Annotated in this window: 10 protein-coding genes; 4 read left to right on the forward strand and 6 right to left on the reverse strand. The window is 32.5% G+C overall.

The genetic code is table 11. The features are described 5' to 3' along the window. Positions 1-6: 6 nt before the first annotated feature. The 4 genes from AC1EUV_RS11350 to AC1EUV_RS11365 are packed head-to-tail and all read left to right on the forward strand — an operon-like array spanning position 7 to position 4,792. Positions 7-1,059, forward strand: coding sequence for a sugar phosphate isomerase/epimerase family protein (locus AC1EUV_RS11350; protein WP_480198827.1), 1,053 nt, complete (start codon positions 7-9; stop codon positions 1,057-1,059). An 8-nt stretch (positions 1,060-1,067) separates the two neighbouring features. Continuing rightward, on the forward strand, positions 1,068-2,351 hold the full coding sequence (locus AC1EUV_RS11355; RefSeq protein WP_480198828.1) for a 3-keto-alpha-glucoside-1,2-lyase-like domain-containing protein: 1,284 nt from the start codon (positions 1,068-1,070) through the stop codon (positions 2,349-2,351). A 26-nt stretch (positions 2,352-2,377) separates the two neighbouring features. Continuing rightward, entirely contained in the window at positions 2,378-3,103 is a 726-nt protein-coding gene (locus tag AC1EUV_RS11360; protein WP_480198829.1) for a 3-keto-disaccharide hydrolase, read from the forward strand. Positions 3,104-3,142: 39 nt separating this feature from the next. Beyond that, the gene (locus AC1EUV_RS11365) at positions 3,143-4,792 is read left to right on the forward strand and encodes a solute:sodium symporter family transporter (protein ID WP_480198830.1); all 1,650 of its coding nucleotides are present in this window, start codon (positions 3,143-3,145) and stop codon (positions 4,790-4,792) included. Between the two features lie 24 nt (positions 4,793-4,816). On the opposite strand, the gene AC1EUV_RS11370 is transcribed toward AC1EUV_RS11365, so the two are convergent. The 6 genes from AC1EUV_RS11370 to AC1EUV_RS11395 all read right to left on the reverse strand — a co-directional run bounded on the left by AC1EUV_RS11370 (position 4,817) and on the right by AC1EUV_RS11395 (position 17,936). Continuing rightward, the gene (locus tag AC1EUV_RS11370; RefSeq protein ID WP_480198831.1) at positions 4,817-6,124 is read right to left on the reverse strand and encodes an MFS transporter; all 1,308 of its coding nucleotides are present in this window, start codon (positions 6,122-6,124) and stop codon (positions 4,817-4,819) included. 78 nt (positions 6,125-6,202) lie between these two features. After that, positions 6,203-7,564: a vanadium-dependent haloperoxidase gene (locus AC1EUV_RS11375; protein WP_480198832.1), complete on the reverse strand. Its 1,362-nt coding sequence runs from the start codon at positions 7,562-7,564 to the stop codon at positions 6,203-6,205. Further along, on the reverse strand, positions 7,551-10,823 hold the full coding sequence (locus tag AC1EUV_RS11380; RefSeq protein WP_480198833.1) for a VCBS repeat-containing protein: 3,273 nt from the start codon (positions 10,821-10,823) through the stop codon (positions 7,551-7,553). Before AC1EUV_RS11380 ends, AC1EUV_RS11375 begins: the two co-directional genes overlap by 14 nt. A gap of 2 nt (positions 10,824-10,825) precedes the next feature. Next, positions 10,826-14,095 (reverse strand): VCBS repeat-containing protein, encoded by a 3,270-nt coding sequence (locus AC1EUV_RS11385; protein ID WP_480198834.1) that lies wholly within the window; start codon positions 14,093-14,095, stop codon positions 10,826-10,828. 12 nt (positions 14,096-14,107) lie between these two features. After that, positions 14,108-14,701: a hypothetical protein gene (locus tag AC1EUV_RS11390; protein ID WP_480198835.1), complete on the reverse strand. Its 594-nt coding sequence runs from the start codon at positions 14,699-14,701 to the stop codon at positions 14,108-14,110. Next, a complete protein-coding gene (locus AC1EUV_RS11395; RefSeq protein WP_480198836.1) occupies positions 14,685-17,936 on the reverse strand; it encodes a VCBS repeat-containing protein in 3,252 nt (1,083 codons plus the stop codon). The genes AC1EUV_RS11390 and AC1EUV_RS11395 overlap by 17 nt, the downstream gene beginning before the upstream one ends. Positions 17,937-18,083: the final 147 nt, after the last annotated feature.

Here is an 18,083-nt window from a genome sequence, read left to right on the forward strand (position 1 = left end):
TTGAATATGAAAACTATTAAAGGACCTGCTGTATTTCTTGCTCAGTTTATGGATGAGAGACCTCCTTTTGATTCTTTAGAAGGTTTGTGCAAATGGGCAGCTGACCTAGGCTATAAAGGTATTCAAATACCTACATGGGAAACTAGATTAATAGATCTGAATCTTGCGGCTGAAAGTAAGTCTTATTGCGATGAATTGAAGGGAAAAATCAATTCATATGGTTTAGAAATAACAGAATTGTCAACTCATTTGCAAGGACAACTGGTTGCTGTTCATCCGGCATATGATATCATGTTTGATAATTTTGCACCAGATGAGGTGAAAAATAATCCTAAGGCACGTACAGAATGGGCAGTGCAAACAGTTAAGAATGCAGCTACAGCAAGTAAGCATTTAGGTTTAAATGTTCATGCAACATTTTCTGGTGCATTATTATGGCACACGTTTCACCCTTGGCCACAAAGACCACCAGGTTTAGTAGAAATGGGTTTTGAAGAACTTGCCAAGCGTTGGTTACCAATATTAAATCATTTTGATGAGCAGGGTGTAGATGTTTGTTATGAAGTACACCCAGGAGAAGATATCCACGATGGTGATACATTTGAACGTTTCTTGGCTGCCACAGGAAATCATAAACGAGTAAATATCTTATATGATCCATCTCACTTTGTATTACAACAATTAGATTATATCGAATATATTGACCATTACCATGAATTTATTAAGGCTTTTCATGTAAAAGACTCTGAGTTTAATCCTACAGGGAAAAAAGGAGTTTTTGGAGGTTACAACGATTGGGTTGACAGAGCTGGTAGATATCGATCTCCAGGTGATGGACAAGTAGATTTTAAAACCATCTTTTCTAAATTAACACAGTATGGCTGTGATGTTTGGGCCGTAATGGAGTGGGAGTGTTGTATTAAAAGTCCTGATCAAGGTGCACATGAGGGCGCTAAATTTATACAAGATCATATCATTGAAGCAACAGAAAAAGCCTTTGATGATTTTGCTGGTGGAGAAATGGATAAAGAAAAATTAAAGAAAATACTAGGTATATAATTTAACATATGGTAAGAACTGTCAATGCGCTTATACTATTATTACTTATTGTACTGAGCTGTAAAAAAGAAAACAAAGAAAGAACTAAGGTGAAAGATAACAAAGGTATTTATGAAGCAATATTTATAGATATAAATAACACGCAGGTTGATACTACCATTAATGTTAATGCAGAACAGTTTTATAAAAGACTCCCTAATATCAATTTAACTTCACGTAACCAATTCTGGGGAGAAAAATCGAATTTTTTACTTAGGGGTATAGGAGTGTTGAAGATTGAAGAACCGGGAGCGTATTATTTTAGACTAACTAGTACAGGAAAAGCAAAGCTTCAGTTAAATAATGTTGACTTAATCGTTCATAATGATTTTCATGAGAAAGCATCTAAAGAAGGTCAAAGAAATTTAAAAGAAGGTATAGTAGTTTTTGATTATGAGTATTTCCCTGGTAGTTTTGAGCCGCATTTAGTACTTGAATGGTCAAGAGATGGTGAAACGTTTGAGGTAATTCCAGATGAATATTTTGAAAGTTCTGAACAAGGAGTTACCAAAGTATATGTTGATAATAATACTTCATCAGAATTATTAAATGTGCTTACATCTGAAGAAAAATCTGATGGTTGGAAACTGTTGTTTGATGGTGAAACACTCAATGGATGGCATACGTATAATAATCCAGGAACTATAGGAAAGAAATGGGTGGTTGAAGATGGTTCATTAAAATTTGAGGGTTATCCTAAATATTTTACTTACTACTTGGCAGGAAGAAAATTTGATTATGGTACTGAAAATAAAGAACTAGATGGAGGTTTAGATATTATTACTGACGATTCTTTCGAAAATTTTGAATTAAAATTAGAGTGGAAAGCGTCAAAATATGGTAATAGTGGTATTTTTTATACCGTTCAGGAAATTGATGAATATGATGAAGGGTGGAAATCCAGTCCAGAAATGCAGGTATTAGATGATCAAGGGCAGAAAGATGGTCTAATTAATTCTCATAGAGCAGGCGATTTGTATGATTTAATTGCCTCTTCTGAAAGAAAAACAAAAGCTCATGGAGAATGGAATAAAGTTAAGATTATAAAGAAAAATGGGGTTGTTGAGCACTGGTTAAACGGAACTACGGTTTTAAGATATGATACTAATTCTTCCTATTGGCAAGAGATGATTGAAAATAGCAAGTTTGCAGACTACAAAGAAAACTTTGCAAAAAAAGGTCCGGGAAAAATTGGTTTACAAGATCATGGAGATGAAGTTTGGTTTAGAAATATTAAAATTAAGGAACTGTAATTGATTTTAACGAACAGTAATTTGCTATGAAAAATGTAATAATTATTTTATTGTTTGTTGTTTTGATAGCATGTAATAAGCGATCAAAGGATACTGACAATAATGATGTTGTAGATAACAAAATAGTAAAAGATGAGTGGATTATACTTTTTGACGGTACATCCACTAATCAATGGAGAGGTTATTTATCTGACACTATTTTTCCTGAATGGAAGATAGAAGGCGATGCATTAAAGTTTACACCAAGTGACAAGGCAGGCAAGAATATTATCACTAAAGAAACGTATACCAATTTTATATTGTCTCTTGAATGGAAAATATCAGAAAAAGGTAATAGTGGTATTTTTTGGAGTGTTTATGAAGATGAAAAATTCCCAGAAGCTTACCAAACGGGCCCCGAAATTCAAGTTTTAGATAATGCGAGTGACTATTCTCAATCAAATATAAATTCAAAGCATCTTGCAGGTTCTTTGTTTGATATGATTACATGCTCACCAGATTTAATTAATCCTACTGGCGAATGGAATAAGTGTGTTTTAAAAATAGACCACAAAAGCAATGTAGGTTCTGTTACCATGAATGGCAAGCAAGCTTTTACATTTGCCGTTCATGGTGATGAGTGGAATAAAATGGTTTCAAATTCTAAATTTAAAGATTGGGAAGGGTTTGGTAAATATCAAGAAGGGCATATAGGCTTGCAAGATCATTCAGACGTAGTCTGGTTTAGAAATATTAAAATTAAGAAACTCTAAGTTTTTGATTTACAAGATTAACTAATACAAATATTAAATATGCTATCTATAATTACATTTTTTGCTTTTACCATCTTAGTTGCTGTAGTAGCTTGGTATGCTACTCGAAAAACAGACGAAAGTTCTGCAGATGGTTATTTTTTGGCTGGTAGGAGCTTAGGAGCTGTAACTATAGCAGGATCATTGCTTTTAACGAATTTATCTGCAGAACAAATTGTAGGGTTGAATGGTCAGGCATTTTCCGAGGGTTTAATGGTAATGGCATGGGAAACATTGGCAGCAATCGCTATGATTATTGCCGCAGTTTTTCTATTGCCAAAGTATATGAGTTCTGGTATTACTACGATTCCAGAGTTTATAGAAACACGTTTCGATGCACAGACTAAATCATTATTATCAATGCTATTTTTATGTGCTTATGCAGTAGTTTTATTGCCTACTATTTTGTATTCAGGCTCTTTGGCGTTTAGTACAATGTTTGACTTACCTAATCTTTTAGGTCTATCAAATTGGACTGTGATTTGGATTTGTGTATGGAGTATTGGTATTATAGGTATTGTTTATGCCATCTTTGGGGGGTTAAAAGCAGTTGCTGTTTCTGATCTTATTAATGCAATTGGACTTTTGATAGGTGGGTTATTAATACCCGTTTTTGCGTTGTTATTAGTTGGTGATGGTAGTATTAGTGACGGGTTAAGTTCTTTGTGGGTTAGTCACCCTAATAAGTTTAAAATGGCTGGTGAAATAGATTCTTCTATACCGTTTCATACAGTTTTTACAGGAATGATGTTAGCTCAAGTATATTATTGGGGTACTAATCAATCCATTTTACAGCGTGTGTTTGCTGCTAGAAGTCTAAAAGAAGGTCAAAAAGGTATGATGTTAGCAGCTTTTATAAAATTTATTATTCCTATAGTTGTTGTACTGCCGGGTATTTTAGCATGGCATATATTTGAAGGTCAACTTGATAATCCAGATGAAGCATATCCTGCCCTTGTAAGAAAAGTTTTACCTACAGCTTTTCTAGGTTTTTTCGCTGCGGTTTTATTTGGTGCTGTTTTAAGCTCGTTTAATAGTTTACTAAACAGTAGTGCTACTTTATTTGGTTTTGATTTATATAAACATTTTAATAAAGGAGCTAATGAGTTTCAAAAGGTAAAAGCGGGCAAGCGTTTTGGACTGTTTTTAGGAATTATTTCTATGTCTATTGCTCCTTTTATTATTTATGCACCAGATGGATTATTTAGTTATATACAATCTTCTTTAGGAAGTTTGAGTGTTCCAATTTTGGCGGTTGTACTTGTAGGTATGTTTACTAAGAAAGTGCCGGCCATTGGTGCCAAAATTGTACTTACTCTAGGGGTTTTACTTTATTTAGTTAGCCTTATTGGATTAGAGCCATATTTTAGGGATTCGGCTGTAGCAGCAGCTGAAGCAAGTGGGATTACCAATATAAAAGAGCTGAGTATTGTAAAAGCAAAGGCCTATCCTCACTTTTTAGATGTTATGGGTATTTTGTTTGTTGTAAATATTCTAATAATGCTTGTTGCAGGATGGTTAAGACCTAAGAAGAATGAGTATAAACCTAAAGTTACTGATGCTGTTGATATAACGCCTTGGAAATATGTCTATATAGCAGGTGCAATAATAGCCTTGCTGGTACTAAGTACCTATTTTATTTTCAGCTAAAAGAGAAAGAAATTAAAAAATCTTTTATCTACTTTCTGACTTTATATTTAATCTCGTTGCCAAAATCGCAGCTAGAGTAAAGAAGGCACCTGCAAATAACATTGCATTAATTGCATTTCCACCAAGTAAATATTTATAAATAGGGCCAAAGGTTAAAGTTTCTATACCCATAGGGATAACTATCATCATATTTAAAATGCCCATATATACGCCTCTTCGTTCCTGAGGTACTACCTTTGAAACCATTGTATACGGAATACCCATCATAGCTGCCCAACCTATTCCGAATAATATCATTGGAACTAATACTAATACAGGATCGGCTATAAATGATATTGAGAATAATGCAATGGCCGTTCCCACTAAGCTTAACGCATATATTTTTTTACCACCATATTTAAGAGTCAAAGGTACTAAAGCTAGCGCTACTACCATAGTAACTATATTATAAGTAAGACTCATTTGAGCAGCTTGAGATGCGGCTTCTGAGGTAGAATACCCTAATGTTAGTTTAAACAAAGGCGTTATATATTGCCAATAAATAAATAACGCATACCATTGAAATAGGTAAACTGCACCAATTTTCCACATAAAATTTGGCATTTTTTTTATAGCATCGGCAATTTCTTTAAACGGCTTACCAATTCGTACACTTAATGTCTGACTCTTATTATGATTTATTTCGGCAAGCTCTTCATCACTTGGAGGAATTTCAGGAGTTTTAAGAACAGACCAAAGAATTGTGGTAATTGAAAGAATACCACCTATATAAAATGAATAGTACAACCATTTAGGGATAGATCCTGCTACTTCAACTGATTCATCACCTAGCAATTTTTGAAATAATACAATGGAACCGTTTGCTAAAAGAATACCTGCACCTACAAATAGGCTCTGCATTTGATAACCTAAGCTTAGCTGTTTCTCAGGTAATTTATCACCTACAAATGCACGATATGGTTCCATAGCCATATTATTACCAACATCTAATATCCATAATAATCCTACCGCAAACCATAGAACAGGGCTAGTCGGAAAAGCAAATAAGCATAAACTACCTATTATAGCCCCAATTAGAAAATAAGGTTTACGTCTTCCCCATCGAGTTGACCACGTTTTATCAGACATTGCACCAATAATTGGCTGAACTACCAGCCCAGTTACCGGACCTGCTATGTTTAGAATAGGCAACATTTCTTCAGATGCCCCTAGGTACAGAAATATTGGGTTAATAGCGGTTTGTTGTAATCCAAAACTGTATTGAATTCCTAAAAACCCAACATTCATATTAAGTATTTGCCAGAAAGATAACTTGGGTTTAGTGATTTTCATTGAGTTAGGTTTTTTTAAAAGTAGGAATTTTTATTCAAAAGGTACCTTAGACTATTAAACATAATTTTTTAAAACGAATTAGTTCTTAGCCGTCTGTAATTCATTTGAGATAAAATCACCTACTTTTTGACCTTGTGTTACACCTTCATCGATGGCCATCCTGTAATGAATTCCTCCATAAAGTCTTGAAATTGCAGCTTCTTCAGAGGCATGTTTAAATGACTTAAAACTTCTCATTGGTAAGCCATATTCTAATTCGGTAGTATCGTTAAAATGAAAATTGTCACCGTATAAATCTGTTAAGGTAACCGCTGCAGCACGTGAGATTACAGAGTGCCCGCTTGTGTATTCAGGAAATGGAGGTGTTTGTAATAAAGGAACCCATTCTTCATCTAAATGTTGATTAATTAGTGTTTCAGGGCGTACAACGAGACTGCGCCATTTTTCATCCCAACAACTAATAAAAGCATCAAATAGGGCGATAGAAACGTTAGTGTAGGCGTTAATGGTGGCTTCAAAATCACTTTTTGCCTGTCGTGCAGCTATGGCAGTGATTCCTATCCAATGACCACCAGGTGTGATTTTTTTTGTGGCGAACATGGCATGTCCTTTATGATGAGAGACATATGGATTACAATCCCAAAAACTCGCAATTTCTTTACTTTCTTTATTTTTGCCTCTTCCTTCCTCATAAACTTCCATTAACTGTTTTTGAAATTCACTTCCTTTCTTAAGATTAAATTCAACAGGTGGGACAGGAGGGAACTGATTCGCAGAATCTAAAACAACGGTTCTGATCTTATTCCAATGAGGCTCGATTCCATCCATATAATCGGGCGGAGTCGGCTTCCAAAATTTATCTTCTTGTTGAATAGTATATTTCGGATAGGTCCTTGTTTGGTCATATAAATCTGTTTTAGCCCATTTTAAAATATGCTGTGCAACCTTCTCTCCATACATGCGAGAAGCATCAAGTACCTTGGTAGGAAGCCCTTCTTTCTTCAAGACTTCAATGGTTGAATTCTGAAATTTAGTGATTCTATCTTCTGAAAAAATAAGCTGCTTTCCAACTATGGTATGTGCATAAAAAGCTGCAAGTTGAAAATTTATATCTTCAGAATCAGGTTGGGGGATAGCATTTAAACCAGATAGCTGACCAACAAGACTATTATATTTATCGGATTTTGCCTGTTGCATTACCGAATATGCAGCGATATTAGGATACATGTATACTCTAGAGGCTACTGGTGGAGAAAATATATCGTAAACGATAACATCGGTTAATTTCTTAACGGCGGAATGAAATAATTCTGGGTCGTTAAGTGTTGATTTGTACTCTTCACTCTTTTTACAACTTATACCAAGTAAAATCAGGACTAAGATAACTAATGGAATTCGTAACTTCATAAGACTTTCTTTCTTATCATTAATTAATTTCAAAAATATAGGATTTATCATTATTTGCAAGTATCAGAAACTTATTTTTTGCGAGTTTAACAATTCTTCTAGCTTCTAAATTCGAAGGAATATTCATATAACTCTCATGTAGAATATCATTACCTTTTATTTTTAACACCCCACCAGAATTGGCGGTACTTTGCCCCAATTCATTAATATAACCTTTGAAGTTTCCAACGTAAAGAATCTTTTTCTCTTTATGCTCATTTGTTTGAATAATCAAATCTTCTATAGAGCTCTGCTGTGCTTCAAAAGGTAATGGTTTACCCACAAATGTACTATCTGTATTGAAATATACCATTGAACGTAACTCCGAAATGTTTTTAGATTCCAAAATTTCTGCTTCAGAAACACCTACCAAATCTTGAATCGTCTTGACCTTCGAAAACTCCGAATAACTTAAAAACTTCTTTTTTAGCGACGGTATTTGACTGGCAAGATTATCTTTTGAAGCAAATGGAATATAGTCGTCATAAAAATTGTGAAAAATAATAGGGTCGACCTTTTGATTATTATCGAAATCATCTAAATAAAGTTTAATCGGTTTTTCTTTTGATGCCTTCCATTTAAAATTTAACCCAGAATTACCGGCAACAATATCAGGTTTGCCATCTTTATTGATATCATCAACCAATACAGTATTCCACATGCCAGAAGTATTTTCTAAACCATAGATTTTTGTTTGATTCTCAAATTTTAGATCCCCTTTGTTAATTAAGACAGTTATTGACATCCAATCTCCAACAATAATCAAGTCTAACATTCCATCGCCATTAAGATCGGCCCATTTACTATCGGTAATCATACCTAATCTAATTTTACTAAGTAGGGCAAATTCTCTATTTTTGTTGTTTTTAAGGATATAACTAAATGGAGATAAACCATATCCGCCTGGTATTGAGCGATTACCTATAAATAGATCATCGTAACCATCACCATCTAAATCACCCGAAGTAACACTTCCTCCATTAGTTTTTATCAATGTTTTTTTAAGCCTTGTAAAGTAACCGTTTCCATCATTAATATAAATGCGATCTTCTAGTTGAGGGTCATTTTCGACTTTGTCACCACCACCACTCATTACATATAAATCGAGATCTCCGTCATTCTCAATATCAAACACTTCAATATCAATATCTTCATAAATGATATCTTTAATATAGTCTCCTTTTTTATTTTTACTGTACAGACCATTTTTCTCTTGTATATATAAAACAGGAGATTGATATCTAGCATTGCCTATAAATATATCGTCAAGACCATCATTATTAAAGTCGGCCACCACTGAGGATGGACCTTCTGTAGAAATTTTTTCAGGTATTAATGGCTCGTTGTCATAATCTAAATAATTATTTTCAATATGAACAAATGGAAATAATTGATGTTCTCTGGCATTAAAACGATTTTTTATTGATTCTTTGACCGAAGACTTTTTTTCAATAATGTTTAAATTATTTACGGTAATTTGAGTCTCAATCTGTTCTGTTCCGTCTAACCACAATATTTTTAGCGAATCAATGTTGACTGCCGAGCCTAAACCTATATGTAGTTTTCTTGTTGAGCTTGATTGAAAACCCTTGGTGGTAATTAATTCTCTATAATATGTATTATCATTGGCATATAGAAATACTTTCGACCCATGTGTATTTGGTGTGAGTGAATCTCCTTTTAACAGAATGCTCACATGAACGTTTTTTAATGATTGATCACTGTCATTTCTAAGAATTAGCGCTTTTTGATTTATTGTATTGACCACTAAATCAAGATCACCATCATTATCAAGGTCACTATAGGCAGCTCCATTAGAATAGGAGGGTAGCTGACCTGCGCTTTCAGTCAACCTGTCAAAACTAAGATCTTTATTGTTTTTAAAAACAATATTAGACAAATTTATAGTTGGCATTTCGTCTATCAACTTTTTCTCAAGTTCGTTTTGTTTTGTTTGGTCATATTTGGCAAAATTGGTATTGCTCAAGAAGTTAATATAGTTAAGATCATTTGGCCGTTTATAAATACCGTTTGTAACGTAAATATCATTGTAACCATCATTGTCAAAATCTTGTATTAAAGTCGACCAACTCCAGTCAGTTGCATAGGTGTCGGTTATTAGCGCCAGTTCTGCAAATGACCTATCATCTCTTTGTATTTGTAATGTGTTCCGAGCATACTGCATTTCAAAACCAAAATTCTTCTTTATCTGGCTTACCTTGTCAGAATCTTCACCTCCCGACTTTAACAAGATCTCATGATCGAAAGGCATCATGTCTAAGGTGAAAATATCTGGTTTTGAATCATTATTAAGGTCAGCAACATCAATACCCATTGTAAATCTTGTAGTATGATCTATGTATTCTGCTATCGATTCTTTAAATGACTTGTTACCTTGATTAATAAAGAGATAGTCATTCTCATGAAAGTCATTACCTATATAAAGATCCATAAGACCATCGCTATTAATATCTGTACTAATTACTGCCAAGCCATACCCTAAAGCACTACTATATAATCCTGAAGATTCTGTGACATCTTCAAATTTGCTAATTCCTTCATTTAATTTGTTTTCATAAAATCTATCTCCTGAAAGAGAATCTTTTGTCTTACGTCGCCTAATATCACCATAACTTCTAGGGGTGTGAACGGCATGATTTAATAAATACATGTCTAGGTCACCGTCGTTATCATAATCTAGAAACGCAGATTGTGTTGAAAACCCTGAAAAATCCAAACCATATGATTTAGCCGACTCTATAAAAGTAGAATTGCCGTTATTTATATAAAGTCTATTTGTTGTTTTCAACGATTTATAATTACCTACCTTGGAAACATAAATATCTAACAAACCATCATTATTAACATCTTCCATAGTCACGCCTGTTGACCATGTTGAATCTACCGAAATACCGGCTTCTTCAGTAATATCTCTGAACTTTAAATTACCAAGATTTAAATAGAGTTTATCACTTGTCTGATTTGATGTAAAATAAATATCATCTAACCCATCATTATTGATGTCTCCCAATGCAACTCCTCCTCCGTTATAGTAGTAGAGAAATTCGATTATGTTCAGGTCATCTTTATAAAACAGGTCATTTGAAAAATGAATACCAGTACTATCAGCAGGTAGCTGCTCAAAATAAATCGAAGCTTTCTCAACAGATTTTTTTACCGTATTTTTTGAGCATGAAAGAGCACATGCACTTACGAATATTAAAAAGAATAAACTAAAATAAGTTCTTGACATCGCTAGTAGTTAAAAGTTAAGATTGAGTCTCTATTTCTAGCTACTATTACCTTTTTATCAGATAGTATAATATCTCTGATTTCACCTTTTATGGAAAAACCGTTTCCATCTTTGTGATTTTCGAATTTTAATTGTCCTAAATTTTCCAAGTATACGCCATAGCTGGCATCGTATCTACCCACTTCGGGTTTTACATTATAAAGGTTACCACCTAATATGATATCTTGATCACCATCTTGATCAAAATCATCTGTTGCAATAGCATAAATTGGAGTGAATTGAGCTTCACTAGGCAGGTCTATGATGTCAAAATTTAAATCACCGTTATTAACTAAAATAATTGAGGACAAAGTTGTTACCTGCAATTTTTTTGCTTCGCTTAATTGATCTGAACCAAACATAGATATAATATCGGCGTTTTTGAACGACTTATAATCTGGAAACTTCTTTTTTAATGATTTTATTTGATCTATCAGATTATGGCGTAGAGCGTAAGGATAATCTTTTCCATCCTCTGCCTTAAACGTTAGTATCGGGTCAATAAATCCGTTCTTGTCGAAATCATTTGTATATAAAGTTATGGGCTGCTCTTTTGAAGCCTTAAATCGGCTATTTAAACCATGGTTGCCCAAAATAAAATCTAGGTCACCATCACCATCAATATCAGATTTATGAATGGTATTCCACCATCCTTTTAAATTCGACAAGGAGCTATCTTCCTTTTTATTAAATATTCCGTTTTCGTTTATAAATAATTCAACTCCCATGAATTCGCCAATAACTATAAGATCTTCATCGCCATCATTATCAAGGTCATGAAACGTTGCATCTGTTATCATTCCTAAATTTTTTAAATCTTTAGCACTTGTTTCGGTTATCTCAGTAAAATTACCTTCACCATCATTTTCTAATATAAAGCCTGATCCAGGAACTCCATATTTCAAAGGAATGGTACGCTCTCCTACAAAAAGGTCTAAATCACCGTCATTATCTATGTCGGATGCACTTACAATAGAAGAACTGTGGTATGAATTTTTAGAGGGTAATTTTTGATCAGATAATTTAAAATTACCATTACCTTCATTTAAATATAATCTGTCTAAAAACTCAACGGCATATTGCGAATATTCAACCCCGCCACTACATACGTAAAGATCTAAATCACCGTCACCATCAGCATCAAAAAATAGACTTGCCACATCTTCAGAATTTTTATTCTTTTCAAAGTCAACTTTCTCTGAATGTGTATAGCCCATTGAACTACCAAGTAATAATTCTGCTGAAACACCTTTCGCGCCTCCAATAAAGAGATCTTTAAAACCATCATTATTGATGTCTGCCATTGACATGGTAGGACCTTCTGTACTACACATATGATTTAATAACCTATCTCTGTGAAAATCAACAAATATATTTTCATTGTGCTTATAGCTAATACCAGAATTGCTCTTTTCAAAAATATTTGATTTTGGTTTTTCGATATTTTCATCAATCTCTATTCCATCACTTTCGCTCAAAAAAATAGTTTTGTTTACTTCAATATTTTTTAAAATTGTTTGTTTTTTAGATGGCCATAAAATCTTAATTGTTACCGGTTCATCAGTGGGTAGACCAATATTAATCCTAGGGTCCATGCTCGACTGAAATCCTCGAACTGGCTGATTTTCAATAAGTATATTGGTTTGTTGAACTTCTATTGTTGCCCCAACTGCAAAGGTGTTTTTTCCTTCACCACTAAGAATTACCTTAAGATAATTTGAATTTCCGGTATCATTAGTTGTATTCTTATAAACGAATGACTCCATATTTAGGTTATTGACTATTATGTCGAGGTCACCATCGTTATCCAGGTCGCCGTATGCTGCTCCATTGGAAAAACTTTCGGTCCATAAACCTGATTTGGCGTATTTGTCAAATTTTAAATTCCCAAGATTTTTATAGGCATGATTTTCTATTTTTCTAGAAGGAATAATATCAATAAGACGTTTATAGTCAACTTTATCGTTAGCAACAATCGATTTGATTACTTCTTCATTAGAAATGTATTGTAAATAATCTTGATCCGTCAGGTCTTTATATATGCCATTGGCAATGTATAAGTCTTTATATCCGTCATTATCCATATCGAAAAGAAGGGCACCCCAACTCCAATCTGAGGCATCAACACCACTCATTCTTCCAATTTCACTAAAAGAATTATTTTGATTATTTAATTGAAACGTATTTCGTGTAAACTGATGATGGTACCCGTTTGTAACCTTTAATTGATATTTGTTCCAATCTTCAAAAGTAGTAACCGTTTTTAGACGCTCATATTCAGATGGAAGCATATCAGTCACAAAAATATCATTATAGCCATCATTGTTTATATCAGCCATGTCTGCGCCCATTGAAGCTCCACTTGTAGCTGTAATTTGACTTTCTAATTGTTCAGAAAAAGTACCGTCCTGATTATTAATATAGAGATAATCTCTCTCAAAAAAATCGTTAGAAATATAAATGTCCTCCCAACCATCATTGTTCACATCACCCACAGTTACACCTAAACCAAAACCAACAACACTACCATAAATGCCTGCTTTCTCACTGACGTCGACATACTTTCCATTAACATTCTCCATTAGTTTATCACCTCCTAATGCATCTCGTTTTGGCCGCTCATTTCTTCTTAAATCAAAACTTCCAATAGCTTGATATGAATTATTCAAAATATAAACATCTAGATCCCCATCTTTATCATAATCGAAAAAAGAAGCATGTGTAGAAAATCCTTTGTCGTCTAAATTATATTCTGCTGCTCTTTCTGAAAAGGTGAGGTCTTTATTATTAATAAATAATTCATTATGCTTATTCTCGCCATTGATATCACCTGAATTACAAACATATATATCTAAATAACCATCTGCGTTAATATCAACCATAGTTACACCTGTAGACCAAGGTTTTGTACCTGCAGTTTTCGATTGTTTGGTAATATCTTCAAAATTGAAGTTGCCTTTATTTAAATATAATTTATTTTTCTGCTGATTCGCAGTGAAATAAACATCTGGAAGATTGTCATTATTTATATCGCCTATAGCTACACCACCACCATTATAGAAGTTTCTGTATTTGTATACATTAAATTCATCTGAATAGGTTAATGTGTTTAAAAAATCAATACCTGTTTGTGACTTATCTAATAATTGAAAAACTTCATTTCGAGTTTCTTCCTTCTTACATGATACACAGAGTATTATTAATAAAACTACAATTAGATTTCTATAATTCATATTACCAAACTTTTAATTTAGGTTTTTATTAAACCTTAAATCATCAATTCTTGCATTTAATTCTCGGTTATTTTCTAGAGGTTCAATAATTATTCTACGATTTCCATCAATTTTAACAAAAATGTCTTTTTTGCTTTTTTTTAGAGTAACATGAATGAAATTATTGCCTGGATACCATGCCATTATAGAATCTTTTATTATAGGTACTAATTTATCAGAATGTAATTGTTTATTCCATAGAGACCATGCGTCATAATAGAACTTCATATCTACCCCAGTCATTATTTTTTCATCATTAAAAATGCCATAGAATAGCATTGTAATTTTTTTTGTTACATTATTATTATCTTTATTTGGAAGATGATATTCCACAAAATTATTTTCTGGTCCTTCTTTAATAATTTTATTTTTATTTAATTTCCAGCAGAGATCATAAAATTGTTGTCTAGTATGCCCGAACTTCATTCCGAAAAAAAGAGAATCGTTGATTTCATTTTTACTCATTTCTTTTTTAACTAATTCTGCATATCTTGATCTTGTACAACTAATGGTTGTAAAGATAATTGCAAAAAATACGAAAGCTTTAAAACTAATTTTGATATTCATAAAAACCCAAATCATCATTGTTCTTTGCCACTATTAAAGTTTTATTATTTAGCCACTTTAATTCTCTTATTTGTCCTTTTATTTTTAAAGGATAAATTTTTGACTTAACTCTGTCAGCAAGATTCATTAATACCCACCCTTTTGAAGCATCATATCTTCCAAACTGTGGTTTCACCATGTATTGATTACCACCAAAGAATAAATCTAAATTACCGTCCTTATCAATATCTGAATAACTAATTGTATAAACAGGGGAATATTGAATTTCATTAGGTAATTTTTCTGCGATAAACCTTTTTTGATTATTGTAAAAGATTGTACTTTCTAGCATATTTAAATCAAGAAAAAAAGCCATATCTATAATTTCTTTTGAAAATATAGATTCAATATCTGCATTTGCATAATCTTTATAATATAACAGTTTCTTTTTTAAAGCTGGTATCTGCGATATTAATTCATCTTTGTCAACAATTGGATAATATTTATTGCCAATTTCTTTGCAAATGATTTGTTCACTAAACCCATTGCTGTCAAAATCAGAAATATACATCCTCATGTTTGAGTTAAAAAAATTATTTAGCCCTAAATTTCCAGCCACAATATCTTTGTCTCCATCATTATCAACATCTACTAATTCAATGGTAGACCAAAGCCCAGAAGTTTTACCAAGTCCATATTCAATGCTCTTATCAGTAAAGGATGTTCCGTTATTTATAAAAAGTTTAATAGGCATCCATTCTCCTGAAATAATAAGGTCTTGCTTTCCATCTTTATTTATGTCTATCCAAGATGCATCTGTAATCATTCCTATATTCTTGAGTTCCATAGGTTGTATTACTTTAAAAATTCCTTTGCCATTATTTTTTAACAGATAACCTGAACTTGGTTGGCCATATAAATTTGTTTTATAGCGTTCGCCTATAAAAAGATCAAGATCTCCGTCTTTATCAAAGTCAGATTCAGTAATTACCGATGTACTTATGGGGTGTGGAAATTTAAACGCTTGTTCAGATTTAACAAAATTATTGTTTTCGTTAATATAGTAACTATCATTAAGTAATATTGAATGAGGAGAAAATGCCTTACCACCATGACCAATATACAAATCTAGGTCACCATCATTATCACCATCAAAAAATAATGCATTTGTATCTTCAGAACCACTATCTTTTCTAAAAGGTTCCTTAATTTCAGAGTACCCTGATGGTGAGGATAAATATAATCTTCCAGCTTGATTTTTTGCACCTCCAATAAAAAAATCGTTTATCCCGTCCTGATTAACGTCGGCACAAGCTAATGCTGGCCCTTCATTGCTAAACATTTGAGGAAGTAAGCGTTCATTATTGAAGTCGATATATTTATTTTCCTTATGAGTATACTTTGCAATGTTATGAAGCCTTTTAAATTCAACCTTTGTTTTTTTATTTCCTGTGTTGAAAATTTTATTATCTACCGAAGGATATTTTATGGCATGAAGTTTATTTGTTGCAAAATTTGTGTAAACAGAAGATATACCATCTGGCCATTTTATCCAAATAGAATCTATTAATTTGGCTTTACCAACACCAAAATGAATTTTAGAAGAAGTAGAACTTTGAAACCCTTTTGATGTATAGTTTTCACTATAACTTTTTTTGCTTTTTCCATATTTAATAATCACTTTTGTGCCTAAGGCATTTGGATTATTGTTCTTTTGAGATAGTTTTATGGTTATACTTCGATTAGACAAGGTGTCAGTTTTATTTTCATAAATAAACGATGGCATGTTAACATTGTTAACAATTAAATCTAAGTCACCATCATTATCTAAATCGGTATATACGCTACCATTACTAAAACTCGGTGTATCTAACCCCCAATTATTACTTACTTCTTCAAATGTAAATTCCCCTTTATTGAAGAAAGTTGCATTGGATAAAGCTTTTGATGGCATAGCATCAATTAATTTTTTAAGAACTTCTTTTTCATTACTATTTATTCTATTTCTTATGGTTTCCGCATTAGCTTCATAGGTTAAATAGTCTCTGTCTAGTAAATCTTTATAAATACCATTGCTTACAAAAATATCTTTTAGCCCGTCGTTATTCATATCAAATATAAGTGCGCTCCAACTCCATTCGGTAGCAGCAACTTTCGCCTGCCTACCGAGTTCTAAAAACGTATCATTGCCTAAATTTCTTTGTAGAGTATTTCGAGAATATTGATTAAAGTAACCTTGACGCTTAGCGACTTGTTGTTTATCCCAAGACTCAAAAATGGTTTTCGTTTTTTGTCTTTTTAAAGATCTAGGTAACATTTCTGTAACAAAGAGATCGCTATTTAAATCATTGTCTAAGTCAGCAAAATCTGCGCCCATAGCTCCCATAGAAATAGATTCTAGTCGATCTTCTAACTCTTCATTAAAACCTTTATTAGTATTATTTATATATAGGTAATCTTTTTCAAAAAAATCATTTGAAACAAAAATATCTGTCCAATCATCATTATTAAAATCTCCTAAGGTAATACCTAAGCCAAATCCAATTTTACTCGAATAAATACCAGCTTCTTGGGTAATATCTGTAAATTTTCCATTATCGTTTCTAAAAAACTTATTACCACTACCTGTCTCATCTGGGATTTCTCGTTGGTCTTTAGCCAAATCAAAATTTCCAATTGACTTAATTGAATTATTCAAGATATATGCATCTAAATCGCCATCTTTATCATAATCAAAAAAAGCTGCTTGTACAGATAATCCAGTTACATCTAAACCATATTGCTTCGAGGATTCTGTAAAAGTAAGATCTCCATTGTTGATAAAAAGCTCATTATGACGATTATTACCACCAGGTTTCCCTGATTTACAAACATATAAATCAAGAAATCCGTCTGCATTTATGTCGACAAAAGTTGCTCCTGTAGACCAAATATCTGAACATGATACACCAGCCTTAATAGTTATATCTTCAAATTTCCAGTTTCCTTTGTTTAAGTATAACTTATTGTCTACCATGTTCCCAGTAAAGTAGATATCATCAAAACCATCGTTATTTATATCTCCAATGGCTACACCACCACCATTATAGAAATTACGATAAACATAAGGGTTAAATGCCTCGTCGTACACCAAGTTATTCTCAAAATTAATACCTGTTGAAGTTTTTTTTAATTCAAATAAAGGATTGTTTTTATAAGAATTATTGTTACATGAAAACAACAATGAAATTAATAGTATGTAAAATAAATTCTTCATTTATTTCTTATCTCTAAAGATAAATTTTATGATGTCTAATGTATATAATTTTATATATAATTCTTTGAAATAATTTCATAAAATTCAACAAAAAACAGTATCCATTTATGTTATAAATTTAAACTAGTAATTGGTAGTAGTTTTATA

Source organism: Maritimimonas sp. 2304DJ26-3 (assembly GCF_056591635.1).

Bases quoted from the DNA above. Each gene is read 5' to 3' on its own strand.
- AC1EUV_RS11360 (WP_480198829.1), top strand. From the start codon at position 2,378: ATGAAAAATGTAATAATTATTTTATTGTTTGTTGTTTTGATAGCATGT.
- AC1EUV_RS11370 (WP_480198831.1), bottom strand. From the start codon at position 6,124: ATGAAAATCACTAAACCCAAGTTATCTTTCTGGCAAATACTTAATATG.
- AC1EUV_RS11390 (WP_480198835.1), bottom strand. From the start codon at position 14,701: ATGAATATCAAAATTAGTTTTAAAGCTTTCGTATTTTTTGCAATTATC.
- AC1EUV_RS11380 (WP_480198833.1), bottom strand. From the start codon at position 10,823: ATGTCAAGAACTTATTTTAGTTTATTCTTTTTAATATTCGTAAGTGCA.
- AC1EUV_RS11350 (WP_480198827.1), top strand. From the start codon at position 7: ATGAAAACTATTAAAGGACCTGCTGTATTTCTTGCTCAGTTTATGGAT.
- AC1EUV_RS11365 (WP_480198830.1), top strand. From the start codon at position 3,143: ATGCTATCTATAATTACATTTTTTGCTTTTACCATCTTAGTTGCTGTA.
- AC1EUV_RS11395 (WP_480198836.1), bottom strand. From the start codon at position 17,936: ATGAAGAATTTATTTTACATACTATTAATTTCATTGTTGTTTTCATGT.
- AC1EUV_RS11385 (WP_480198834.1), bottom strand. From the start codon at position 14,095: ATGAATTATAGAAATCTAATTGTAGTTTTATTAATAATACTCTGTGTA.
- AC1EUV_RS11355 (WP_480198828.1), top strand. From the start codon at position 1,068: ATGGTAAGAACTGTCAATGCGCTTATACTATTATTACTTATTGTACTG.